Here is a 24,820-nt window from a genome sequence, read left to right on the forward strand (position 1 = left end):
ACCTCCCTTTTAGTCTACAGGTTATCCCAATTATTCCTTAGTTGTCTCAACTTCAACATTCAATTTATCTGCTGATTGATGATCATCGTCATCTTCCGTATCACGCATTTCAATTTCTGTATCGTTGATAGACATCATTTTAACGTCCATACCTAAACTTTGCAGTTCTTTAATCAATACTTTGAATGATTCAGGAACGCCTGGTTCTGGAACATTTTCACCTTTAACAATTGCTTCATACGTCTTAACACGTCCAATAACATCATCAGACTTCACTGTTAAGATTTCTTGAAGAGTATAAGCAGCACCATAAGCTTCAAGTGCCCAAACCTCCATCTCACCGAAACGCTGTCCACCGAACTGAGCTTTACCTCCAAGAGGTTGCTGCGTTACAAGTGAGTATGGTCCAGTAGAACGAGCATGAAGTTTATCGTCAACCATGTGCGCAAGTTTGATCATATACATGACACCAACAGATACACGGTTATCGAATGGCTCACCAGTACGTCCGTCATACAGGATTGTTTTCGCGTCATTTGCCATACCAGCTTCTTCAATTGTGCCCCATACATCTTCCTCACGAGCACCATCGAATACCGGTGTTGCAATGTGAATACCAAGGTATCTTGCTGCCATACCAAGATGAAGCTCTAATACCTGACCGATATTCATACGAGATGGTACCCCTAATGGGTTTAACATGATATCGATTGGCGTACCATCTGGTAAGTAAGGCATATCTTCTTCCGGTAAAATACGGGAGATAACACCTTTGTTACCATGACGACCGGCCATTTTGTCACCTTCAGAAATTTTACGCTTTTGAACGATATATGCACGTACAAGTTGATTCACGCCTGGTGGCAATTCATCGCCATCTTCACGGTTAAACACTTTTACGTCTAAGATAATACCGCCACCACCGTGTGGTACACGTAGTGATGTATCACGTACTTCACGTGCTTTTTCACCGAAGATTGCATGTAATAGACGTTCTTCTGCCGTTAATTCTGTTACACCTTTTGGCGTTACTTTACCAACAAGTAGATCTCCATCTTTTACTTCAGCACCGACGCGAATAATACCGCGCTCGTCAAGATTACGAAGTGCATCTTCTCCAACATTCGGGATATCACGTGTAATTTCTTCTGGTCCAAGCTTCGTATCACGAGCTTCTGATTCATATTCTTCAATATGGATAGAAGTGTACACATCATCTTTTACAAGGCGCTCACTCATGATGATCGCATCCTCATAGTTATAACCGTCCCATGTCATAAAGCCAACAAGCACGTTACGTCCAAGCGCCAGTTCACCTAGTTCCATAGAAGGACCATCCGCAAGGATTTCACCTTTTACAACTTGGTCTCCAACACTTACGATTGGACGTTGGTTGTAGCAAGTTCCTTGGTTAGAACGAATGAATTTTTGCATTTTGTAGCGATCTAAGTCGCCTTTTACTGTTTGACCGTCAACGTCTACATAGCGACGTACCCAAACTTCACGTGCTTCTACGCGCTCAACAACACCAGGCTGTTTACAGATTACTGCAGCACCTGAGTCTTTTGCTGATACGTACTCCATACCTGTACCTACAATCGGAGATTCCGGATTTATTAACGGAACCGCCTGACGTTGCATGTTCGCTCCCATAAGTGCGCGGTTAGAGTCATCGTTTTCTAAGAACGGAATACAAGCTGTCGCTGCCGACACTACTTGTTTTGGAGATACATCCATGTAGTCGATGCGTTCTTTATTTGTGACAATGTTTTCACCACGGAAACGAGCTACGATATCTTCATCAAGGAATTCCCCTACTTCAGATAATTTCATATTCGCTTGGGCTACAACATAGTTATCTTCTTCATCTGCTGTTAAATAATCAACCTGCCCTGTTACAAGACCAGTTTCTGGGTCAACACGACGGTATGGCGTTTCAATGAAACCAAACTCATTTACTTTCGCAAACGAAGATAATGAGTTAATCAAACCGATGTTTGGTCCCTCTGGTGTTTCAATTGGACACATACGACCATAGTGAGAGTAGTGAACGTCACGTACTTCAAAGCCTGCGCGCTCACGCGTTAAACCACCGGGTCCTAATGCAGATAGTCTTCGTTTGTGAGTTAACTCTGCTAATGGGTTTGTTTGATCCATGAACTGAGATAACTGAGAACTTCCGAAGAACTCTTTAATAGATGCAATAACCGGGCGAATGTTAATTAACGCTTGTGGTGTAATTGCATTTGTATCTTGAATCGACATTCTCTCACGAACAACACGTTCCATACGAGAAAGACCGATACGGAATTGGTTTTGTAGTAACTCTCCTACAGAACGCAGACGACGATTTCCTAAGTGGTCAATATCATCTGTATCCCCTACTTTATATAGCAAGTTAAAGAAGTAGCTAATAGAAGCAAGAATATCACCTGGTGTGATGTGTTTTATATCACGAGTAATATTTGCATTCCCAATTACGTTTATAGATCGTTCGCCTTCTGATTCTGGAGCATAAATCTTAATAGATTGCAGCTCAACATCGCCTGCTACCACTCCACCCATTGGTTTCGCTGTTTTGAATCCAATGTTTTTCTCTAAGTAAGGTAGAATGCGATCCAGTGTACGACGATCTAAGACTGTTCCTTCTGCCGCTAAAATTTCACCAGTTTCTGGATCCACCAGTGTTTCAGCTAAACGTTGGTTAAACAATCTGTTTTTAATGTGTAGCTTTTTGTTGATCTTATAGCGACCTACATTTGCTAAATCGTAGCGCTTCGGATCAAAGAAACGAGACACAAGTAAGCTCTTTGCATTTTCTACTGTTGGTGGTTCACCAGGGCGTAGACGCTCATAAATTTCAAGCAATGCCTTCTCAGTGCTATCTGTGTTGTCTTTTTCTAACGTATTGCTTAAGTATTCGTTATCACCTAAAAGCTCGGTGATTTCTTGATCAGAGCCAAACCCTAATGCGCGTAACAAAACAGTTACAGGAAGTTTACGCGTACGGTCAATACGCACATATACAACATCCTTAGCATCTGTTTCATACTCTAACCAAGCTCCGCGGTTTGGAATTACAGTAGCAGTAAAACCACGTTTTCCGTTTTTATCCACTTTGCCACTATAGTATACGCTTGGAGAGCGAACTAACTGGGAAACGATAACACGTTCTGCACCGTTAATTACGAATGTTCCAGTCTCTGTCATGAGTGGGAAATCTCCCATGAACACATCTTGTTCTTTTACTTCACCAGTTTCCTTGTTGATTAGACGCACTTTTACACGAAGTGGTGCTGCATACGTCACATCACGCTCTTTGCATTCTTCTACAGAGTATTTAGGTTCACCCAAGCTGTAGTCGATAAATTCAAGCGATAGATTTCCCGTAAAGTCTTCGATCGGAGAAATGTCTTGGAACATTTCTCGCAAACCCTCATCAAGAAACCACTGATAAGAAGAGGTTTGAATTTCGATAAGATTTGGTAACTCTAATACTTCACTAATACGGGCATAACTTCTTCGTTGGCGGTGGCGTCCGTATTGAACTAGTTGACCTGTCAACTGCTTCACCCCTCAAATCATGAGTATTATAAATGCACAAAAAAATTTGTGCAAAATCACAAATAAATACAACTACTGCTATTAGCGTAGTTTTTTTCTCTTAAAGATAGATACGTTGAGTCTTTCTACCTGCTCAAAAAAGAAAAATGGCTTCTATAAGAAAACCATCATTCTGTTTCATAATCTGCTGATTTTACTATCTTTTCCAAGAGAAGCAAAAATATACATCTTTCTCAACGCAGAAAATCATATATTGGCATTGTATAATGTTAACATAGCCAAAAATAACCGTCAACGCTTTTTTGATTTTATGATATAATATCCTTTTTTCTTTTCTACAACTTCAACTTCAGAAAATACTTCTTCTAGTTTTTTCATCGCAGATGGCGCACCTTGTTTCTTTTGAATAACAATCCACAATTCTCCACCTGAAACTAAATACTCCACAGCCTTTTCTAAAATCTCATGCACGATATCTTTACCAGCACGAATTGGAGGATTAGATAGAATAACAGCATACTTGCCATCTACATTTTCATAGACACTACTTTGCAAAATACGTATATTTTCAATTCTGTTATTAGCGGCATTTTCTTTTGCAAGTCCCAAGGCCCTTTCATTCACATCCACCATGTGAATTTCACGATTTTGAAACTCTTTCGCTAACGACAAACCGATTGGACCGTACCCACATCCTACGTCTAACACATTACCTTTAACATCTGGCATTTGAAACGCTTCAATTAAAAGACGAGAACCAAAGTCCACTTCGTTTTTCGAGAACACCCCATGGTCAGATAAAAAAGTAAATCGAGATTCACGAAGTGTAACTTCCCATCGTTTACGATCACTTTTACTAGAAGGGTCGTTAGAAAAATAATGGTCTGCCATATGGCCACCTCTTTTCTTTACAGTTAAAAAAAAAGCTCGCATAAGAGCGAGCTTTTTTTAAAGCACCAAAAGTTAATTACTTAACTTCTACAGCAGCGCCAACTTCTTCAAGTTTAGCTTTCATTTCTTCAGCTTCCTCTTTAGTAACGCCTTCTTTGATTGCTTTTGGAGTGTTGTCAACTAATTCTTTAGCTTCTTTTAAGCCAAGACCAGTGATTTCACGTACAGCTTTGATAACTTTGATTTTTTGAGCGCCAGCACTTGCAAGTACTACGTCAAATTCAGTTTGCTCAGCAGCAGCTTCACCAGCGCCACCAGCTACAGCTACAGGAGCAGCAGCAGTTACGCCGAATTCTTCCTCGATAGCTTTTACTAAGTCGTTAAGTTCTAATACAGTCATAGATTTAACTGCTTCAATGATTTGTTCTTTAGTCATTGTAAATATCCTCCCTTAAATAGGTTTGTATTGTTTTATAGATAACAAGTAATTATCTTTTAAAAAATTAAGCGCCTTGCTCTTCCTTTTGATCTGCAACTGCTTTAGTAGCAAGTGCAAGGTTACGGATTGGAGCTTGAAGAACGCTAAGAAGCATAGAAAGTAAGCCTTCACGTGATGGAAGAGTAGCGATAGCTTTAACCTCATCAAGTGTTACAAGTTTACCTTCGATTACGCCCGCTTTAATTTCTAAAGCTTCATGATTTTTAGCGAAGTCGTTTAATACTTTCGCAGGAGCAACTACATCCTCGTTACTGAACGCGATTGCGTTTGGTCCTGTTAAGAATTCGTTTAACTCAGCCATTTCAGCAGACTCTGCAGCACGACGAGTTAAAGAGTTTTTGTAAACTTTGAACTCAACGCCAGCTTCACGTAAGTTTTTACGTAATTCTGTTGCTTCAGAAACTGTTAAACCACGGTAGTCAACAACAATTGTAGATTTACTCGCGCGAAGTTTTTCAGCGATTTCAGTTACAACTTGTTGTTTAGTTTCGATTACTTTGCTCATGTTATTACACCTCCTGTAGATTATATAGAAGATGTACCGAAAGTGCACTAAAAACCTCCATGCCCAACTTGTAGACATGGAGGCATATAGTCACAGAAAAAAGATTCCGCTTCGTATATTAACACCTAGGTAGGAAATTAAGTCGAATCGACTCCTACTGTCTACGGTACACTATTAAAATTCACAACATAAATGATTATATTAAAACTTCTTTATGAAGTCAACTTCCAATTTTTACGCAAGTGTAGAAACGTCTACGCGTACGCCAGGTCCCATTGTAGAAGCAACAGTTGCGTTCTTCATGTAAGTACCTTTTGCAGCAGCTGGCTTAGCTTTTTGTAGCGTGTCAGCAATTGTTTTGAAGTTTTCTACTAATTTAGCATCTTCGAAAGATACTTTACCGATTGGAACGTGGATGTTACCAGCTTTATCAACGCGGTATTCAACTTTACCAGCTTTGATTTCGTTAACAGCTTTAGTTACATCGAAAGTAACCGTTCCAGTTTTAGGGTTTGGCATTAAACCTTTAGGTCCTAATACACGACCAAGTTTACCAACTTCACCCATCATATCAGGAGTTGCTACTACTACATCGAAATCAAACCAACCTTTTTGGATTTTACCGATGTAATCAGCATCGCCTACGAATTCAGCGCCAGCAGCTTCAGCTTCTTTTGCTTTTTCGCCTTTAGCGAATACTAATACACGTTGTACTTTACCCGTACCGTGTGGAAGAACAACTGCACCACGAATTTGTTGGTCAGCTTTCTTAGGGTCAACACCTAAACGGAATGCAGCTTCTACAGTTGCATCAAATTTAGCTGTGTTTGTTTTCTTTACTAATTCTACTGCTTCTGTTGCAGAGTAAGCAGATGCACGATCAACAAGCTTCGCAGCTTCAACGTACTTTTTACCTCTTTTAGCCATGTTTGTTTCCTCCTTGAATGTGGTTTTAGCGGAATAACCTCCCACGTTTACGCCTTCATTCCGGGAACCCCCGAGGATGTGCGCCCATCCATTTATTTAAAAATGATGATCATTTACGATAATAAAGGTTGCGAATTGGAATTCCAGACCCGCAACCTTTTTTACAAAAAACAAATCGAATTAGTCTTCGATAACGATGCCCATACTGCGCGCAGTACCTTCAACCATACGCATTGCAGCTTCTACGCTAGCAGCGTTTAGGTCAGGCATTTTAGTTTCAGCGATTTCGCGTACTTTATCACGCTTAACAGTTGCCACTTTATTACGGTTTGGTTCACCAGAACCAGACTCAATACCAGCTACTTTCTTAAGAAGAACAGCAGCAGGAGGAGTTTTAGTAATGAAAGTGAATGAACGGTCCTCAAATACCGTAATTTCAACAGGGATGATAAGACCAGCTTGATCAGCTGTACGAGCGTTAAACTCTTTACAGAAGCCCATGATGTTAACACCTGCTTGTCCTAATGCTGGACCAACCGGCGGAGCTGGATTAGCTTTACCTGCAGGAATCTGAAGTTTTACCATTTTAATTACCTTTTTAGCCACGAGACACACCTCCTTAAGTCCGTGATGTGGTCAATTGGGCAGTGATTTGCCCTCCCACTTCATATTTTATCATAATGATAAAATCTTTTTCAAAAAACGTCTCCGTTACCGAAGACGTACTGACTTAAAAGATATTATCACTTTTTACAATTCATTTCAAGTTTCATTTTATAATTTTTCAATTTGATGGAAATCAAGTTCAACCGGAGTCTCGCGACCGAACATGTCTACAAGCACGCTAACTTTTTTCTTTTCCACATCAATTTCTTCAATCGCACCTGTATAATCCGCGAATGGCCCCTCATTTACACGCACTGTTTCATGAAGTTCAAATTCGAAATCAACCACTTCATTGTCCATTCCCATATGCTTCATGATGGTAACAACTTCCTCTTCTAATAGAGGCGATGGTTTAGATCCTGAACCAGAAGAACCGACAAAGCCTGTTACACCTGGCGTATTACGAACAACATACCAAGAATCATCAGTCATGATTAGTTCTACTAATACGTAACCTGGGAACACTTTTCTTTTCGTTATTTTTTCTTTACCATTTTTCATTTCTACTTCTACTTCTTCCGGGACAACAACACGGAAAATTTTATCTTGCATACCCATTGATTCTACACGTTTCTCTAGGTTTGCTTTTACTTTATTTTCATATCCAGAATAAGTATGGACAACATACCAACTTTTTTCCATTCATTTAGGACGAGCGTCCTTCCCTCCCTGACGTACATTTTTTTGCGCAAATGAAAAAACCCGTTCACCGGGCTTTTACACAGTTCTTATAAATAACATTATATCATGGATAAGTGCTTCTTATTCAAGAATTAACCAAGAATTAACCGAATTAAAGAAGAAATGCCCATATCAACCACTGCGAAGAAAATCGCAAAGAACACAACTGTCGCGATAACAGTCGTTGTTGATCGGAGTAATTCATCTTTTTTAGGCCAACTTACTTTTTTCATTTCGCGACCTACATCGCCGAAAAAGTTCGTTAAACGCATCTACGGGACCTCCAGTTTATTATTTCAATTATTTATTTTGTTTCTTTGTGAACTGTATGCTTATTGCATGTTTTACAAAACTTCTTTATCTCAAGTCGCTCTACTGAGCTCGTATCTTTCATCGTAGAGTAGTTTCGATTTTTACACTCTTCACATGAGAGTACAACTTTTTTCCTCATTAGTTACACCAACCTTGTAACATTGTCCCTAAAAATGTATCATACAACAAAAGACAATGTCAATGTCATGACTTTCACTCTCTTAACAAAAAGAAAACAGGTGAATTATTTTACACCTGCGGCACTTGCTATGCATTTAAAGTTGTGCTCTCTCTCATCTCCATATATCTTTCTAATTTCCTTTTTACACGCTGCAATGCGTTATCAATAGATTTCACGTGCCTGTTTAACTGTTCTGAAATTTCTTGATAGGAACGACCATCTAAGTATAAAGAGAGCACTTTTCTTTCTAAATCGCTTAATAATTCAGATATTTTAGATTCTATGTCTGTATATTCTTCCTGACTTATAATCATCTCTTCTGGATCAGTTACTTTCGATTCCGAAATAACATCTAATAATGTTCGATCAGATTCCTCATCGTAAATTGGCTTATCTAAAGACACATACGAATTTAACGGAATATGTTTTTGCCTTGTTGCTGTTTTAATAGCGGTAATAATTTGTCGAGTGATACACAGTTCAGCAAATGCTTTGAACGAAGACAGCTTGTCCCCTTTATAATCACGAATAGCTTTAAACAATCCAATCATGCCTTCTTGAACAATATCTTCTCGATCGGCACCCACTAAGAAATAAGATCTTGATTTCGCGCGAACAAAGTTCTTATATTTGTGAATTAAATATTCTAGAGCGTCAGTATTACCTTTTCGAACTAACTCAACGATTGCCTCATCCTCTAAATCACGAAATGTAACGTCGCCTACACTTACGAAGCCTGCTTCCACCCTGATCCCTCCGACCGCTATATATTTAGCAATATTATACAGTAAAAAGATAAAGAGCGTCAATGCTTCAACGCTCTCCTCTTCTTAATTTTTCTAATTTTTCTGTAATATCTTCACTAAATATCTTTCGCATGGCGGGTTGCTTTTCTTTCGTGTCTTTTGTACACCTTCTTACTTGTTGTTCCATCGCTTGCACTTCTAACTCTAATTCACGCGCAGATTTTCGAAGTGCACCTTGCGCAAATATAATCCATTGCTCCGTATAATCCGAAGTTGCAACGTATATTTGTGTATTTATATTTCTAAGCTCAATCGCAAGTTGTTCTATCTTTTCATCTGCAGTTTGATTTTTTCTCGTGAATATTACTTCCACCCGTGATTGTTTCATCTTTTTTTCAATACCATAGACTGTATAGGCATCAAAGACAATCATTACCTTTGTGCCTGTATACCCTTGATAATCCGCCATCTTATCAATAAGTGCGTCTCTTGATGACTGTAAATCTACATCCCGCAGTTTCTTCAAGTCTCCCCAAGCCCCGATAATGTTGTAACCGTCAACGATTAAAATATCGTTCATTTTTTATTTACCAATTTCGTGACGTTTACGATATACCTCATACATTAACAAACTTGCGGCTACTGAAGCATTTAAGGATGTAACTTTACCGACCATCGGTAAAGTAATTAGGAAATCACACTTTTCACCAATAATACGACTCATACCTTTTCCTTCACTACCAATTACTAGTCCGATTGGCATATTACCATCTAAATTACGGTAATCTGTTTTCCCTTTGGCATCTGTACCAGCAATCCAAAGTCCACGTTCTTTTAATTCATCAATTGTACGCGATAAATTTGTTACACGTGCAACAGGAATATATTCAATTGCCCCAGTCGACGCTTTCGCAACTGACGCTGTAAGCCCCACAGCTCTTCTTTTTGGAATAATAACCCCATGAGCCCCTGTTGCATCCGCAGTACGCATAATAGAGCCTAAGTTATGCGGGTCTTCAATTTCATCTAAAATTAAGAAGAACGGATCTTCATTGCGTTTTTCTGCTAATTTAAACAAATCCTCTAACTCAGCATATTGATATGCAGCTACTTGAGCAATTACACCTTGATGATTACCCTCAACCAATTGATCTAATTTCTTCTTTGGTGCGTGTTGCAAAATAACCTTATTCTCTTTTGCTAATGCTAGTACAATTTGCACTTGTCCTTTGGCAGCACCTTCCGCTACCAAAATTTTATTAATATCTCTCCCCGCTCTTAAAGCTTCAATTACAGGGTTACGTCCGATAATATATTCACTACTCATGATGATGTGCTCCCTTCCTTTTCTTCCAAAACGTCAATCGCCTTATATACAATCTCGTCCAATCTTTCACGATTATTCAACAAGTGATGATAACCGATTAGCGCTTCAAAGGCTGTACTGTGTCGATATGTTTGTACATCTGTATTTTTTGGAACAGTACCCGAATTCGCATTACGCCCTCTTCTTAATACCGCCTCTTCCTCTTCTGTCAAAAATGCCGTTTCTAATAAATGATAAACAACTTTCGCCTGTGCTTTTGCCGAAACAAAGCCCGTCCCTAAGCGATGTAATTGATTAGGGCGAACTGTCCCCTTTTGAAGGAGGTGATAGCGGATATATTGCTCATATACCGCATCACCCATATATGCTAAAGCTAAGCTGTTTAATTGCTTTGCATCAATCATTCTTATCCTCTTTTCCATCTTGTACCTTGAGCGGTATCTTCTAAAATAATATTACGTCCTTTTAAATCATCGCGAATTTGATCAGATAATGCGAAGTCACGATTTTGACGAGCTTCAATACGCTTTTGGATTAGTGCTTCAATTTCTTCATCAAGCAACTCTTCTTGCGCTAATTCTAATCCTAAAATACTAAATAATGTTTCAAGTTGTTTTACATACGCTTCAATTACAACTTTAGAAGTATGTTCTTCTAACAAATATTGATTTGCGTGATTTGCTACGTTATATAATTCAGTAATCGCATTAGCCGTATTGAAATCATCATCCATCGCTTCTTCGAATGCAACCTGGAACTTTTCCATTTCAGCTAACCATTTTTCATTATGGTCCGTTAAATCCGTACTACTTTCCATACGATGCTTTAAGTTACCGTAAGCTGTTTTAATTCTTTCTAGTCCATTATTAGTACTTTGCAATAAATCCTCGCTAAAGTTAATTGGGTGACGGTAATGTACCGATAGCATAAAGAACCTGATTAACTGTGGATCATATTGTTTAATGATATCGTGAACTAAAATGAAGTTTCCAAGCGACTTAGACATCTTCTCGTTATTAATATTAATATATCCGTTATGCATCCAATAACGTGCAAATGTTTTTCCTGTCAACGCCTCAGACTGCGCAATTTCATTTTCATGATGAGGAAATGATAAATCTTGACCACCAGCATGAATATCAATTGTATCCCCTAAATATTTACGCGCCATTGCTGAGCATTCAATATGCCACCCTGGGCGTCCTTTCCCCCAAGGGCTTTCCCAGAAGATTTCTCCTTCTTTCGCAGCTTTCCATAAAGCAAAATCAAGAGGGTCTTGTTTCTTTTCTCCTACTTCAATACGTGCACCGTGACGTAAGTCTGCAATCGGTTGATGTGATAATTTACCGTAACCTTCGAATTCTTTCGTTTTAAAGTACACATCACCTTCTGATTCATATGCATACCCTTTATTCACAAGTTCTTGAATAAATTCAATAATGATATCCATATTTTCCGTTACACGTGGATGAACCGTTGCATGTTTGCAACCTAGTGCCGTTACATCTTCAAAGTAAGCTTCAACAAAACGATCTGCAATTGTTGGCACATCTTCACCTAATTCGTTTGCCGCCTTAATTAATTTATCATCCACGTCAGTAAAGTTAGATACATACTGCACATCATATCCTTTATATTCTAAGTAACGGCGTACTGTATCAAACACCATAGGTGGTCTTGCATTCCCAATGTGAATGTAGTTATACACTGTAGGTCCGCACACATACATCTTTACCTTATTTTCTTCTAATGGCATAAACTCTTCTTTTTGACGCGTTAACGTATTATAAATGTGAATAGTCATTTTTATCCTTCCTTCCTACCTTTACTTCAAGTTGCTTTCTCAATTTATCAAGTTCTACTTCCATAACCTTTAATTTATCAAAAATCGGATCCGGAAGATCAGAATGATTTAATTCTTGACCAATTTTTACTCCATTTTGAATAACGACTCGGCCAGGTATACCTACAACTGTAGAATGCGCAGGAACTTCCTTTAACACGACAGATCCTGCTCCAATTTTAGAATTCTCTCCAATAGTAATAGAACCTAGTACTTTAGCACCTGTTGCAATTAATACATTATCCTGAATTGTAGGGTGCCTCTTTCCTTTTTCTTTACCTGTACCACCTAATGTGACACCTTGATAAATTGTTACGTTTTCGCCAATTTCACACGTTTCTCCAATCACAACCCCCATTCCATGATCAATGAAAAAACGACGACCAATAGTTGCTCCTGGATGAATCTCAATGCCAGTAAAAAAACGACTAACTTGCGAAATCCAACGTGCCATAAAGAAAAAATTCCTTTTATAAAAAGCATGTGCAATTCGATGGGCCCAAACTGCATGTAATCCAGAGTAAGTTAAAATGACTTCGAAATAACTTCTTGCCGCTGGATCCTGTTCAAAAACGACTTCAATATCTTCCCGAAGCCTCTTAAACATCGATGTTCCCTCCCCTTTATGGGCTGCTTTTTTCGAGTGAACTAACTCCCCACTTCCCCCTAAATCTTTATACAAGGGGATAAGACTTATACTCACACCATTTACATGGTATAAAAAAAAGACGCCTCTGTCATATAGACAGAGACGCCTTTTAAGCGCGGTTCCACTCTGTTTAGGCTAAAGAAGCCTCAAACTCATCCATGATAACGGTTTACACCGCTTCTGTTTACTTTGCGCCCTAAGACGTTCCGCGAAATACTTCGCTGTTCAACAGAAGACTCGAAGGGGCATTTCAAAAATCCGCTTATAAACCACTTCCAGCCTAAGGGTGGTTCTCTCTGTAAAAAGCCTGATTTTCTACTTCTCCTTCTCGTCGCTTTTCCTTATTAGATTTTAGATATACTTATTATATTGCTAAACCTAGAAAATGTTAACCAATTACTTTTTGAATACGATTTAAAACTTTTTCTTTTCCAAGAAGAGCAATAGCGTTAGGAAGCTCTGGACCATGTGTTTGTCCAGTAGTAGCAACACGGATTGGCATAAATAGGTTTTTACCTTTATGTCCTGTTTCTTTTTGAACTGCTTTAATAGCCGCCTTAACTGCCGCTGGCTCCATTGCTTCTAAAGCTTCTAATTGATCGGCAAATGCACGAAGTACTTCAGGTACTTGTTCACCTTTCAATACTTCTTGTCCCTCTTCTTCATGATCAACATGATCTTTAAAGAACATTTCAGAAAGCTCTACAATTTCAGCTCCAAAGCTCATTTGGTCATGATATAAAGCAATTACATCACGAACCCACGCTTGTTCTTGTTCGCTTAAGTTTTCACCTACGCGACCCGCTTTCACTAAATGCGGTAAGCTTAGTTCAACAACCGTATCTAAATCTTGTTTTTTCATATATTGGTTGTTCATCCATTTTAGTTTTTGGGAATCAAATAATGCAGGTGATTTTGATAAACGAGCTGCATCAAACATTTTGATGAACTCATCTTGAGAGAAGACTTCTTCTTCACCTACTGGTGACCAACCTAGTAATGCAATAAAGTTAAAGATTGCTTCTGGAAGATATCCAAGCTCTTTATATTGCTCAATAAATTGAATAATAGATTCGTCACGCTTACTTAGCTTTTTACGGCTTTCGTTTACAATTAAAGTCATATGACCGAACTTCGGGATATCCCAACCGAAAGCTTCGTAAATCATCATTTGTTTTGGCGTGTTTGAAATATGATCATCACCACGAAGTACGTGTGTAATCTCCATTAAGTGATCATCTACCGCTACCGCAAAGTTATAAGTTGGAATTCCATCTTTTTTCACGATAACGAAATCACCAAAATCATTTGAATGGAATGCAACTTCATCTTTTACGAGATCTTTAAACGTGTAGTCGCTATCAGCCGGCACACGGAAGCGAATACTTGGAATACGGCCTTCAGCCTCAAATCCTTTAATTTGCTCCTCAGTTAAATCACGGTGGTTTCCTGCATAACGCGGTGTTTCACCACGAGCGATTTGACCTTCACGCTCTGCTTCTAGCTCTTCTTCTGTCATATAACATTTGTAAGCTAAATCACGCTCTAATAAATCTTTATATAATTTTTTATAAATATCTAAACGCTCTGTTTGACGATATGGTCCAAATTCACCACCAACATCAACACCTTCATCCCAGTCCATACCGAGCCATTTCAAGTATTTTAATTGGCTTTCTTCTCCACCAGCAACATTACGTTTCACATCAGTATCTTCAATACGAATAATAAACTTACCATCTTGATGACGAGCAAATAAATAATTAAATAATGCCGTACGCGCATTTCCGATATGTAAGTGTCCTGTTGGACTTGGCGCATAGCGCACTCTCACTTGCTTTTCCATAGTTGGTACACCTTCCAATCTTAATGTCAACACATTCTATAATTGTACACCAAAAAAACGTGATTATCCATCTTACGAATTAAAAACCACTATTTTTTCTGTAATAAAACAACCGCTTGAGAAGCAATCCCTTCTTCTCTACCTGTAAATCCTAATTTTTCTGTTGTTGTTGCCTTTACATTAATATTATCAATAGACGTTTCTAATAGTTCACTAATGCGTTTACGCATGCTTTCAATATGCGGTGCCATTTTTGGCTTTTGGGCAATAATTGTACAATCTAGGTTCCCTAGCTCATAACCTTGTTCACGCACAAATTCCCAAACCTTTTGTAACAATACAGCTGAATCCGCATCTTTGAAGGCAGGATCTGTATCGGGAAAATGTTTTCCAATATCTCCTGCTGCAATTGCTCCTAGACATGCGTCAGCAATCGTATGTAACAATACATCTGCATCCGAGTGACCGATTAATCCTTTTTCATGAGGAATTGTAATTCCACCGATAATTAACGGTCTACCTTCCGCAAATTCATGTACATCAAAACCTTGTCCAATTCGAAACATTCTTTACATCCTCCTCAATCTAAACTACTTTATGAATTCTATATTATATTGCTATCTCTATAAAGAAAAGCCCGGCAACTGCCGAGCTTTTCTTTACTATAATACCATCACTTCTATTTCTTCTGAACATGAAGGAAACTTTCAGCAATTAGTAAATCCTCTGGAGTCGTCACTTTAATATTATAGTAACTCCCCTCTACTACGCCTACTTTCTTCCCTATACGTTCTACGAGACTTGCGTCATCTGTACCAAGAAAACAACTTTGCTTTGCACTTCTATGAGCTTCTAATAAAAGAGGAACAGAAAATCCTTGCGGTGTTTGAACCGCTTTAAGCTGAGAACGTTCTACCGTTTCGACAACAACACCCTGTTCTACTTTCTTAATGGTATCCTTCACTGGCACCGCACAAATGGAAGCACCATATTTCTCTGCTGCAGTTAATACATCTTGCATCATCTTATTCGTTACGAACGGGCGCGCACCATCGTGTACGAGAACATATTCAACACCACTCACGTACTGAAGCGCATTATACACACTATCTTGTCTTTCGGCCCCGCCTTGAATAAATTGCACCTGCTTTTCAACCGGGTACTTCTGCATTAACTCCTCAAAATAAGGGCGTTCCTCTTCGTTAATTGCCATGATAATACGTTTACATGCTTTATCTTTTTCAAAAGCACGTAATGTATGCACAATGATAGGTACTCCATTTATAAGTAAGAACAACTTGTTTTTGCCAGCACCCATCCGTTTCCCTTGACCCGCTGCTGGAATAATTAACGTATACATATTAATAATCCTCTACTTATAATGCTTTTTCTAATAATTTACGTTTTGCGAAAATCATACGACCAGCCGATGTTTGCAACACACTTGTAACTAGTACATTAAGTTGCGAACCGACATATTCTCTACCGTCTTCTACTACAATCATCGTGCCATCATCTAAATATGCCACACCTTGATTTTGTTCTTTACCATCTTTCACAACATAAACACTTAATTCTTCGCCAGGGAGTACGACTGGTTTAATTGCATTTGCTAAATCGTTAATGTTTAATACTGTTACTCCTTGTAATTCAGAAACTTTGTTTAAGTTGAAATCATTTGTTACAACAGTTCCACCAGTGATTTTAGCTAACTTTACAAGCTTGCTATCCACCTCTTGGATATCCTCAAAATCGCCTTCATAAATTTCCACCGGAATTGGTAGCTCTTTTTGAATACGATTTAAAATGTCTAATCCTCTGCGACCACGATTACGCTTTAAAGCATCAGAAGAATCGGCAATATGCTGAAGCTCTTCTAATACGAATTGTGGAATCACAATTGTTCCTTCTAAAAACTTCGTTTGGCAAATATCCGCAATACGTCCATCAATAATTACGCTTGTATCGAGAATTTTCCAATGAGTTGTAGATTTTTCTACCTCTACCTCTTCGTTCTCGCTATTGTTTTTCTTCTTACCTCCACGCTGGGGTAATGTAAATAATCCTAGCAATTCATTTCTCTTTTTAAATCCTACTTGGAATCCTAAATAACCAAGTAAAAGAGTAAAGAACACTTGTAATACTGTACTAATGACTGGAATCGTGAATTCACGAATTGGTATCAAAATTAAATATGCAACAATAAGACCAGAGATCAACCCTAATGTACCAAATAAAACATCCGCTACCGGTGCCTTTACAAGGGCTTCTTCGATATGTTTAATAAGTTGAACAATATAATCCACAAGCCAAAATGTTGTTAAAAATAAAATAATTGCACCAATAATTGCACGAACGTACGATCCCTCAAGCAAAGGAACAGCACCAACGTCCAATACATTAATAACTTTTGGGATTAGAAAAATCCCTAACGCTCCCCCGATCACTAAAAAGAAGAGCTGTACGATCCTTTTTAACATCCAACCACCTCCTACTCATTATTAACCATTGTTTTGCTAATCAAAACGCCGAATGCAAAAGCGGACGTGTTTTTTTGTAAATAGTTTTATTTACCAATATACCATATCATATAACAAAAATGTTCTAGTGTCGTTATATTATGGAATCAATGTAATATTCTTAATTGTGTCTACTCATATAGAGATGCTCTTGAATTCTTTTTAGGCCCTCTCGTATTTTCTTCGCCCTAACTTCCCCAATTCCTTCCACATCATCCAATTCATTAATAGTTGCACGACAAACACCTTGCAATGTTTTAAATCGATTAATTAAATTTTCAATGATAAGTGGTGGAACACGAGAAATTTTGCTTGCGATTCGGTATCCCCTCGGTGTCACGCTTTCTTCTAAGCTCATTTGCCCTGGATAGCCGAGCAATTTAACTAAATCGCTATCCTCTAAAAGCTGTGTATTTGCAAGATCTTGTAACTTTTTCAAAATTTGATGGTGATCCTGCGTTTTTTCTTGATAATAATCCTTAATTAATAACGCTGCCTCTGCTTCTAAGTCGGCTAGTAATTCTGTAAGTTGTAAACGAATTAACCTTCCTTCCGTTCCTAACTCATGAATGTAGCTCACTATTTCATTTTTAATACGCAGTACCATTTCAACACTATGTAAAACGTGGACTACTTCGGACATTGTAACGACCTCTTCAAATTCTAGAATGCCCAAATTCGTAATCCCATCATTCCATACAGCTTTATATTTTTCTAACGTTTGAATAGCTTGGTTTGCCTTTGTTAAAATTACACCTATATCTTTTAGTGTATAACGTAAGTTCCCTTGATATAGTGTAATTACGTTACGTCTTTGTGAAATAGCCACAACAAGGCTAGCCGTCTGCTTTGCTACACGCTCTGCCGTTCGGTGACGCATACCTGTTTCAATAGAATCAATGGATGGATCTGGAACTAATTGTGCATTTGCAATTAAAATTTTGCTCCCAGTTTCATTTAAAATAAGTGCCCCATCCATTTTTGCTAATTCATATAAACTAGCCGGTGAGAATGCACAATTAATGTGAAATCCTCCATCAACAATACTTTTAATCTGCTCATTATACCCAAGAACAATTAGCCCTCCAGTTTGCGCACGAAGTACGTTATCTATCCCTTCGCGTAGTGGTGTTCCTGGGGCAACAAGCTGTAGAATATTAATCATACTTTTGACACGTTGCTTGTTTTCCTCCATAGCCTAGCCTCCTAATGTCAAACGAAGCGCTTCTCCTAAATTAGAAACACCTACTACCTCAATCCCATCTGGAATTGTCCATCCTCCCAAATTTTTTCTAGGAATAATAGCACGTTGAAATCCTAATTTCGCTGCTTCTTGTACACGTTGTTCAATTCTTGATACTCTTCTTATTTCTCCAGTTAGGCCTACTTCTCCTATTACCGCATCGGCTGGTGCAGTAGCTTTATCTCTGAAGCTTGAAGCAATACTTAAGGCGACAGCTAAATCGATTGCTGGTTCATCTAATTTCAAGCCACCCGCAACTTTTAAATATGCGTCTTGATTTTGCAACAATAAACCTGTTCTTTTTTCTAGCACTGCCATAATAAGTGAAACGCGGTTATGATCAATTCCCGTCGCCATTCTTCGAGGATTTCCAAAACTAGTAGGGGAGATTAATGCTTGTATTTCTACTAAAACCGGTCTTGTTCCTTCCATTGAAGCAACCACTGTGGATCCTGCAACTCCAACTGGACGTTCCTCAAGGAAAATTTCAGAAGGATTTAGTACTTCTGCAAGACCTAGTTCCTTCATTTCAAAGATACCCATTTCATTTGTGGAACCAAAACGGTTCTTCACAGCTCGCAAAATACGATATGTATGGTGACGATCTCCTTCAAAGTAAAGAACTGCATCAACCATATGTTCTAGCATACGTGGTCCTGCAATTGCACCTTCTTTTGTCACATGTCCGACGATAAAAATAGGAATCCCTTTCGTCTTTGCAAGTTTCATTAATTCCGCTGTACATTCACGTACTTGCGTTACACTCCCTGGGGCTGACGTCACTTCAGGTAAATGTATCGTCTGAATGGAGTCAATAACAACAAAAGCTGGATTCATCTCTTCAATGTGCGCTGCAATTCTCTGTAAATCAGTCTCTGCTACAACAAATAGATTACTACCCTTTACATGCAAACGATCTGCACGAAGTTTGATCTGCTTTGCTGACTCCTCACCTGATATGTATAGTACATCATATGAAGAATCTGCTAATTGCGATGAAATTTGTAATAACAATGTTGATTTCCCAATCCCAGGGTCTCCACCAATAAGTACTAAAGATCCATCTACAATCCCGCCACCAAGTACACGGTTAAACTCTTGAAATTTCGTTTCAATACGCGCCTCAGACTTTGTTTCTACCTCTGTTAAGCGTCTTGGTTTTGTTACTTCTGATTGAATTGCATTGGCATAATTAAGGCGTCTTGATGATACAACTGGTTCCATCTCTTCAACAAGCGTATTCCATTGACCACATCCAGGACATTTCCCCATATATTTTGGCGACTGATAACCACATTCTTGACATGTAAATTTTGTTTTCTTTTTAGCCATATCTTTTATAGTTCACTTCACTTTCATCTACAAACGTTTATCCTTCTCGTACAAGAAAGAGGGCTATCGCGTAGCCCTCTTTGTTTGTCTATACTTATTTTACCTTTTCCGCACTATGAATGACAAATGATTCTCCTTCTATATCAAAGATAACTTTTTGTCCTTTCTCAATAGCACCTTTTAACAGTTCTTCTGATAGTCTATCTTCTACATGTTTTTGAATTGCTCTACGAAGCGGACGAGCACCGTACTCTCGATCAAATCCTTTATCAGCAATTGCTGAAATTGCTCCTTCTGTTAAGTGCAATTCAATCTCTTGTTCTTTTAAGCGTTTCACTAACTGATTCACCATAAGAGTTACAATTTCTTGAATATGCTTTTTCTCAAGCATATGGAACACGATAATTTCATCAATACGGTTTAAGAATTCTGGACGAAATGCTTTTTTCAATTCATCCATTACTTTACCTTTCATATCTGAATAATCGCGGCTCTCATCTTGTACGTTAAATCCAAGATGTTTATTACGTTTTAATGCGTCTGCACCAACATTAGACGTCATAATAACAATTGTATTACGGAAATCAACTGTACGTCCTTTAGAATCTGTTAAACGGCCATCTTCTAATACTTGTAGTAAAATATTAAACACATCAGGATGAGCTTTCTCTACTTCATCTAATAAGACAACTGAATATGGCTTACGACGAACTTTCTCTGTTAATTGTCCACCTTCTTCATATCCAACATATCCTGGAGGAGATCCAACTAAACGAGAAGTAGAATGCTTTTCCATGTACTCAGACATATCGATGCGGATCATTGCATCCTCATCACCGAACATAGATTCTGCTAATGCCCTTGCTAGTTCTGTTTTACCTACACCAGTAGGTCCTAGGAAAATAAATGAGCCAATTGGACGTTTCGGATCTTTTAATCCCGCTCTCGCACGACGAACAGCTTTTGCCACAGCTACAACTGCTTCATCCTGCCCAATTAAACGATCATGTAAAATTGATTCCAAGTTTAATAATTTATCTGTCTCTGTTTGTGCAAGTTTAGAAACTGGAATACGTGTCCATGTGGAAACGACATTTGCAATATCTTCTACTGTTACTTCTGAGTTTTCTTGTCCTTGTTTCTCTTTCCACTGACGCTTTGTATCTTCTAACTTTTCACGTAAACGTTGTTCCATATCACGTAAGGAAGCAGCTTTTTCAAATTCTTGGCTTTGTACAGCTGCATCTTTTTCTTTTCTAATTTCCTCAAGCTTCACTTCAAGCTCTTTTAAGTTTGGCGGTGTTGTATAAGAACGTAAGCGCACTTTTGATGCAGCCTCATCAATTAAATCGATTGCTTTATCAGGTAAAAAACGGTCTGTAATGTAACGATCTGAAAGTTTTACAGCCGCATCGATTGCATCATCTGTAATAGATACGCGGTGATGCGCCTCATAACGGTCACGTAAACCTTTTAAAATTTGAACTGATTCTTCTAAGTTTGGTTCATCAACATGAATTGGTTGGAAACGTCTTTCTAATGCCGCATCCTTTTCAATATATTTACGATATTCGTCTAAAGTTGTTGCACCAATACATTGTAATTCACCACGTGCTAAAGATGGTTTTAAAATATTCGATGCATCAATTGCACCTTCCGCCCCTCCTGCACCAATTAACGTATGAAGCTCATCAATAAATAGAATGATGTTACCAGCTTGGCGAATCTCATCCATCACTTTCTTTAAACGATCCTCAAATTCACCACGATATTTTGTTCCAGCAACAACTGTACCCATATCTAATGTCATAACACGCTTATCTCTTAAAGTTTCAGGAACTTCATTATTTACAATTTGCTGTGCTAATCCTTCCGCAATTGCTGTCTTACCTACACCAGGTTCTCCAATTAATACTGGATTGTTTTTTGTTCTACGGCTTAACACTTCAATTACACGTTGAATTTCTTTACTACGTCCAATAACAGGATCTAAACGATTTTCACGTGCAACAACTGTTAAATCACGTGCTAGACTGTCAAGTGTAGGTGTATTCGCATTTGTTGATGAACCACCCTGGTGACCTGAACTAGCTTCATTACTTCCAAGGAGTTGTAACACTTGTTGTCTTGCTTTATTTAGGCTTACACCTAAATTATTTAAAACGCGTGCTGCTACACCTTCACCTTCACGGATTAAACCAAGTAAAATATGTTCTGTTCCAACGTAGGAATGGCCTAGCTTACGAGCTTCGTCCATAGACAACTCAATAACTTTTTTAGCACGAGGTGTGTAATGTACTGTTTGAGAAGCTTCCGTTCCACGTCCAATTAATGCTTCTACCTCTTTTTGAACTTTCTCTGGACTTAATCCAAGAGCAATTAACGCTTTTGCTGCAATTCCTTCACCTTCGCGTACAAGCCCAAGTAAAATATGTTCTGTTCCAATATTATTATGCCCAATGCGAATTGCTTCCTCTTGAGATAAAGCTAATACTTTCTGTGCTCGTTCTGTAAATCTTCCAAACATCATAGAAATCGCCTCCTACTTGCGCTTAATTTTGTTCAATTCGTAATCGCTCACGGATTAAGGTTGCTCTTCGATAATCTCTTTCTTCTGGTCCTAAAGGTCCTCCTGCATATTGTTGCAAAATGCCTGGCTGAGTAAGAACCATTAACTCAGTTAAAATATTTCTCGATATACCTTGTATATATCCTAAGTCAATACCAAGCCGTACATCTGATAAGCAAGTGGCTGCTTCTGCAGATTGAATTAAACGACTGTTAGCTAGTATTCCGTAAGAACGATATACTTTATCTTCAAGCTCAATGCTTGAATTTTGTACAATTAATTCTCTAGCCGTTTTTTCTTGATGGATGATTTGTTGAATGACACTTTTTAAATCTGCAATAATATCTTCTTCTGATTTCCCTAGTGTCATTTGATTTGACACTTGAAATATATTACCTAACGCTTCGCTACCTTCACCGTATATTCCTCTTACTACTAACCCTAATTTTTGAATTACTTGTATAATACGGTTAATTCTTTTCGTTAAAACCAGTCCCGGCAAATGAATCATTACCGAAGCCCTTAATCCTGTACCGACGTTAGTGGGGCAACTCGTAATATATCCAAGCGATTCATCAAAAGCATATTCAACCTGCTCCTCGATCCAATTATCTATTTGATTGGCACTTTGAAGCGCCTCTGATAACTGTAAACCTGAAAATAGGCACTGAATCCTAACATGATCCTCTTCATTAAGCATGATACTTATATGTTCACTTTCTGATAGTAGGCATGCTCCGTATTCTGTTCCTGCAAGATTTGGACTAATTAAATGCTTCTCAACTAAAACTCTCCTTTGAAGAGGATTTAATTCATTCATTTTTAATAGTTCAAACTCCCCAAAAGGTTCAACAGGTTTTTTTATAAACTTCTTCTTAAATAACTCATGAATCTGCTTAGCTTCTTCCTCGTTTTGCATAGTAGAGAATTGATATTTTTTAAAATTACGAGCCAAACGAATTCGACTACTTAAAACAATATCAGAATCAGGGCCATCTCCCTTCATCCATGGACTAATCGCTTCATTCATGATTCTGTCCAGTGACATAGAACTATTCCCCCTCTCTATGCTCACTAAGCTGATTTACAAGACCTCGAATTTTATCTCGTACTTCAGCCGCTTTCTCAAATTCCTCTTTCTGTACATATTGTTTCAGATTGAGTTTTAGTTCATCTAATTCTTTCTTTAAGTAGATATTTCCTTCTATACGTTCAGGAATTTTTCCACAATGATCCGTATGCCCACCGTGAAGACGTTTTAACAATGGTTTTAAGTGCCCCTTAAATGTATCGTAACAAGAAGCACATCCAAAGCGTCCCACTTTTGTAAATTGTTCATATGTCATCTTACAATTCGGACATCTTGATATATTTGTATTTGAAAATGCATCTTGCCCTTCTTCAAACATTGCTGGTTCACTATGCAATAATCCGGCTAATAGGTCATGGAATGAAAAATTAGACTGCGGTGATTGAAAGAAAGACGTATAGCCACTTTGTTCTGCACATTGCTCGCAAAGATGAACTTCCGCCTTTTTTCCGTTGATTACTTTTGTATAATGTAAAATTGCTGGTCTTATATTACAGTTTTGACAAGTCATCGCTATCCCCCACCTTTACAACAGGAACGATCTATCTCATGATACTTTTCATACATTACTAGATTGTTCTCTTTCCTTAATCCATTTAGTAAAAGCACATGTCATCTTTCAAAATCCCTACAATATTAAACTGCATTATCTTAGCTATCATTCTTAATAAAAGTTATATTTATTTATATTTCAGTGTTCTTAACATTGCGCATAATATTCGAGCCCTAAGTTCATCTCGAGAAGGAACATCCATTAATAATACAGAACGATCTAGTACGCTTAACATAAGTTTAGCTTCACGATTTGTTATAATCCCCTCTTCTATTAAACGTATAATCATACTTTCAGCATTTCCTTGTGCAACGCTATGATCAATCATATGAAGCATTTGATCAATAATGTCTATATCATCATGCAGTTTGACTTTTATAATGCGAATGTAACCTCCTCCACCTCGTTTACTTTCTACTACAAATCCTCTTTCTAACGTAAAACGGGTATTGATTACATAGTTGATTTGAGACGGCACACAATCGAATCGATCAGCGACCTCATTCCTCTTGATTTCAATCGCATTATTATTGCTTAAGTCAATAACTTGCTTTAGATATTTCTCAATGATATCAGATATATTTCTCATTTATCCGCCACCTTTATTGACTTTGACTATCTTTGACTTTAATTATATACGTATTAAAAAAATTTGCAACTCTTTTGCTTATTCACTATCCTAGCCACATTTCCCTGTCTTTAATCAAAAGGACGATTCTTTAAGTAAAGATTTTTTAAATTACTATGAATTGTAAAAAGAAACGCGAAAAAACACAAGTCAAAAGACTTGTGTTTTTATCTTGCTTGGCGACGTCCTACTCTCACAGGGACAAGGTCCCAACTACCATCGGCGCTAGAGAGCTTAACTTCCGTGTTC

25 protein-coding genes and 2 other annotated features are annotated in these 24,820 nt (G+C 38.1%); all 25 genes read right to left on the minus strand.

What is annotated here, in order from left to right; genetic code table 11:
• Nucleotides 1-30: 30 nt before the first annotated feature.
• Nucleotides 31-3,564 (minus strand): DNA-directed RNA polymerase subunit beta, encoded by a 3,534-nt coding sequence (rpoB, locus tag SB773_RS25595; RefSeq protein WP_002113316.1) that lies wholly within the window; start codon nucleotides 3,562-3,564, stop codon nucleotides 31-33.
• A gap of 291 nt (nucleotides 3,565-3,855) precedes the next feature.
• Entirely contained in the window at nucleotides 3,856-4,455 is a 600-nt protein-coding gene (locus SB773_RS25600) for a class I SAM-dependent methyltransferase (protein ID WP_002124684.1), read from the minus strand.
• 76 nt (nucleotides 4,456-4,531) lie between these two features.
• The gene (rplL, locus tag SB773_RS25605) at nucleotides 4,532-4,891 is read right to left on the minus strand and encodes a 50S ribosomal protein L7/L12 (RefSeq protein ID WP_002009788.1); all 360 of its coding nucleotides are present in this window, start codon (nucleotides 4,889-4,891) and stop codon (nucleotides 4,532-4,534) included.
• A gap of 67 nt (nucleotides 4,892-4,958) precedes the next feature.
• A complete protein-coding gene (gene rplJ / locus SB773_RS25610; RefSeq protein WP_002009790.1) occupies nucleotides 4,959-5,459 on the minus strand; it encodes a 50S ribosomal protein L10 in 501 nt (166 codons plus the stop codon).
• Between the two features lie 39 nt (nucleotides 5,460-5,498).
• Nucleotides 5,499-5,644, minus strand: a sequence feature (ribosomal protein L10 leader region).
• Nucleotides 5,645-5,693: 49 nt separating this feature from the next.
• Complete coding sequence (rplA, locus tag SB773_RS25615; protein WP_002009792.1) at nucleotides 5,694-6,386, minus strand: 50S ribosomal protein L1; 693 nt, start codon at nucleotides 6,384-6,386, stop codon at nucleotides 5,694-5,696.
• A gap of 180 nt (nucleotides 6,387-6,566) precedes the next feature.
• Nucleotides 6,567-6,992: a 50S ribosomal protein L11 gene (rplK, locus tag SB773_RS25620; protein ID WP_001085872.1), complete on the minus strand. Its 426-nt coding sequence runs from the start codon at nucleotides 6,990-6,992 to the stop codon at nucleotides 6,567-6,569.
• 168 nt (nucleotides 6,993-7,160) lie between these two features.
• Nucleotides 7,161-7,694, minus strand: a complete 534-nt coding sequence (gene nusG, locus SB773_RS25625) for a transcription termination/antitermination protein NusG (protein WP_002009795.1) — start codon at nucleotides 7,692-7,694, stop codon at nucleotides 7,161-7,163.
• Nucleotides 7,695-7,825: 131 nt separating this feature from the next.
• The gene (gene secE / locus SB773_RS25630; protein ID WP_002009797.1) at nucleotides 7,826-8,005 is read right to left on the minus strand and encodes a preprotein translocase subunit SecE; all 180 of its coding nucleotides are present in this window, start codon (nucleotides 8,003-8,005) and stop codon (nucleotides 7,826-7,828) included.
• A 32-nt stretch (nucleotides 8,006-8,037) separates the two neighbouring features.
• Nucleotides 8,038-8,184 (minus strand): 50S ribosomal protein L33, encoded by a 147-nt coding sequence (gene rpmG, locus SB773_RS25635; protein WP_012260172.1) that lies wholly within the window; start codon nucleotides 8,182-8,184, stop codon nucleotides 8,038-8,040.
• 128 nt (nucleotides 8,185-8,312) lie between these two features.
• On the minus strand, nucleotides 8,313-8,972 hold the full coding sequence (locus SB773_RS25640; protein WP_410592921.1) for an RNA polymerase factor sigma-70: 660 nt from the start codon (nucleotides 8,970-8,972) through the stop codon (nucleotides 8,313-8,315).
• Nucleotides 8,973-9,039: 67 nt separating this feature from the next.
• Complete coding sequence (locus tag SB773_RS25645; protein WP_002009801.1) at nucleotides 9,040-9,552, minus strand: NYN domain-containing protein; 513 nt, start codon at nucleotides 9,550-9,552, stop codon at nucleotides 9,040-9,042.
• 3 nt (nucleotides 9,553-9,555) lie between these two features.
• Nucleotides 9,556-10,299 carry a 23S rRNA (guanosine(2251)-2'-O)-methyltransferase RlmB gene (rlmB, locus tag SB773_RS25650; RefSeq protein ID WP_002091503.1) on the minus strand — a complete coding sequence of 248 codons (744 nt, stop codon included), beginning with the start codon at nucleotides 10,297-10,299 and terminating at the stop codon, nucleotides 9,556-9,558.
• Nucleotides 10,296-10,703: a Mini-ribonuclease 3 gene (locus tag SB773_RS25655; RefSeq protein ID WP_002009804.1), complete on the minus strand. Its 408-nt coding sequence runs from the start codon at nucleotides 10,701-10,703 to the stop codon at nucleotides 10,296-10,298. Before SB773_RS25655 ends, rlmB begins: the two co-directional genes overlap by 4 nt.
• Before the next feature lie 2 nt (nucleotides 10,704-10,705).
• On the minus strand, nucleotides 10,706-12,103 hold the full coding sequence (gene cysS / locus SB773_RS25660; protein ID WP_410592925.1) for a cysteine--tRNA ligase: 1,398 nt from the start codon (nucleotides 12,101-12,103) through the stop codon (nucleotides 10,706-10,708).
• Entirely contained in the window at nucleotides 12,084-12,749 is a 666-nt protein-coding gene (cysE, locus tag SB773_RS25665; protein WP_002091498.1) for a serine O-acetyltransferase, read from the minus strand. The genes cysS and cysE overlap by 20 nt, the downstream gene beginning before the upstream one ends.
• 137 nt (nucleotides 12,750-12,886) lie before the next feature.
• Nucleotides 12,887-13,132 (minus strand) — a binding site (T-box leader).
• A 47-nt stretch (nucleotides 13,133-13,179) separates the two neighbouring features.
• Nucleotides 13,180-14,637, minus strand: coding sequence for a glutamate--tRNA ligase (gene gltX, locus SB773_RS25670; RefSeq protein WP_002091496.1), 1,458 nt, complete (start codon nucleotides 14,635-14,637; stop codon nucleotides 13,180-13,182).
• A gap of 89 nt (nucleotides 14,638-14,726) precedes the next feature.
• On the minus strand, nucleotides 14,727-15,203 hold the full coding sequence (gene ispF, locus SB773_RS25675) for a 2-C-methyl-D-erythritol 2,4-cyclodiphosphate synthase (RefSeq protein ID WP_000488386.1): 477 nt from the start codon (nucleotides 15,201-15,203) through the stop codon (nucleotides 14,727-14,729).
• 113 nt (nucleotides 15,204-15,316) lie between these two features.
• A complete protein-coding gene (gene ispD / locus SB773_RS25680; RefSeq protein ID WP_410592929.1) occupies nucleotides 15,317-15,997 on the minus strand; it encodes a 2-C-methyl-D-erythritol 4-phosphate cytidylyltransferase in 681 nt (226 codons plus the stop codon).
• 16 nt (nucleotides 15,998-16,013) lie between these two features.
• Nucleotides 16,014-17,117 carry a PIN/TRAM domain-containing protein gene (locus SB773_RS25685; protein WP_002063406.1) on the minus strand — a complete coding sequence of 368 codons (1,104 nt, stop codon included), beginning with the start codon at nucleotides 17,115-17,117 and terminating at the stop codon, nucleotides 16,014-16,016.
• A 160-nt stretch (nucleotides 17,118-17,277) separates the two neighbouring features.
• Nucleotides 17,278-18,351 carry a DNA integrity scanning diadenylate cyclase DisA gene (disA, locus tag SB773_RS25690; protein WP_000392162.1) on the minus strand — a complete coding sequence of 358 codons (1,074 nt, stop codon included), beginning with the start codon at nucleotides 18,349-18,351 and terminating at the stop codon, nucleotides 17,278-17,280.
• 3 nt (nucleotides 18,352-18,354) lie between these two features.
• Nucleotides 18,355-19,731 (minus strand): DNA repair protein RadA, encoded by a 1,377-nt coding sequence (radA, locus tag SB773_RS25695; protein ID WP_002009817.1) that lies wholly within the window; start codon nucleotides 19,729-19,731, stop codon nucleotides 18,355-18,357.
• Nucleotides 19,732-19,825: 94 nt separating this feature from the next.
• Nucleotides 19,826-22,261, minus strand: a complete 2,436-nt coding sequence (gene clpC, locus SB773_RS25700; protein WP_002009819.1) for an ATP-dependent protease ATP-binding subunit ClpC — start codon at nucleotides 22,259-22,261, stop codon at nucleotides 19,826-19,828.
• 22 nt (nucleotides 22,262-22,283) lie between these two features.
• On the minus strand, nucleotides 22,284-23,348 hold the full coding sequence (gene mcsB / locus SB773_RS25705; RefSeq protein ID WP_002169332.1) for a protein-arginine kinase McsB: 1,065 nt from the start codon (nucleotides 23,346-23,348) through the stop codon (nucleotides 22,284-22,286).
• A 4-nt stretch (nucleotides 23,349-23,352) separates the two neighbouring features.
• Nucleotides 23,353-23,901, minus strand: a complete 549-nt coding sequence (mcsA, locus tag SB773_RS25710; RefSeq protein ID WP_410592933.1) for a protein-arginine kinase activator protein McsA — start codon at nucleotides 23,899-23,901, stop codon at nucleotides 23,353-23,355.
• 169 nt (nucleotides 23,902-24,070) lie between these two features.
• Nucleotides 24,071-24,532 (minus strand): transcriptional regulator CtsR, encoded by a 462-nt coding sequence (ctsR, locus tag SB773_RS25715; protein WP_002029353.1) that lies wholly within the window; start codon nucleotides 24,530-24,532, stop codon nucleotides 24,071-24,073.
• Between the last annotated feature and the right edge of the window lie 288 nt (nucleotides 24,533-24,820).

It is taken from the genome of Bacillus sp. SIMBA_074 (genome assembly GCF_046534555.1).
GTDB classification, from domain to species: Bacteria; Bacillota; Bacilli; order Bacillales; family Bacillaceae_G; genus Bacillus_A; species Bacillus_A mycoides.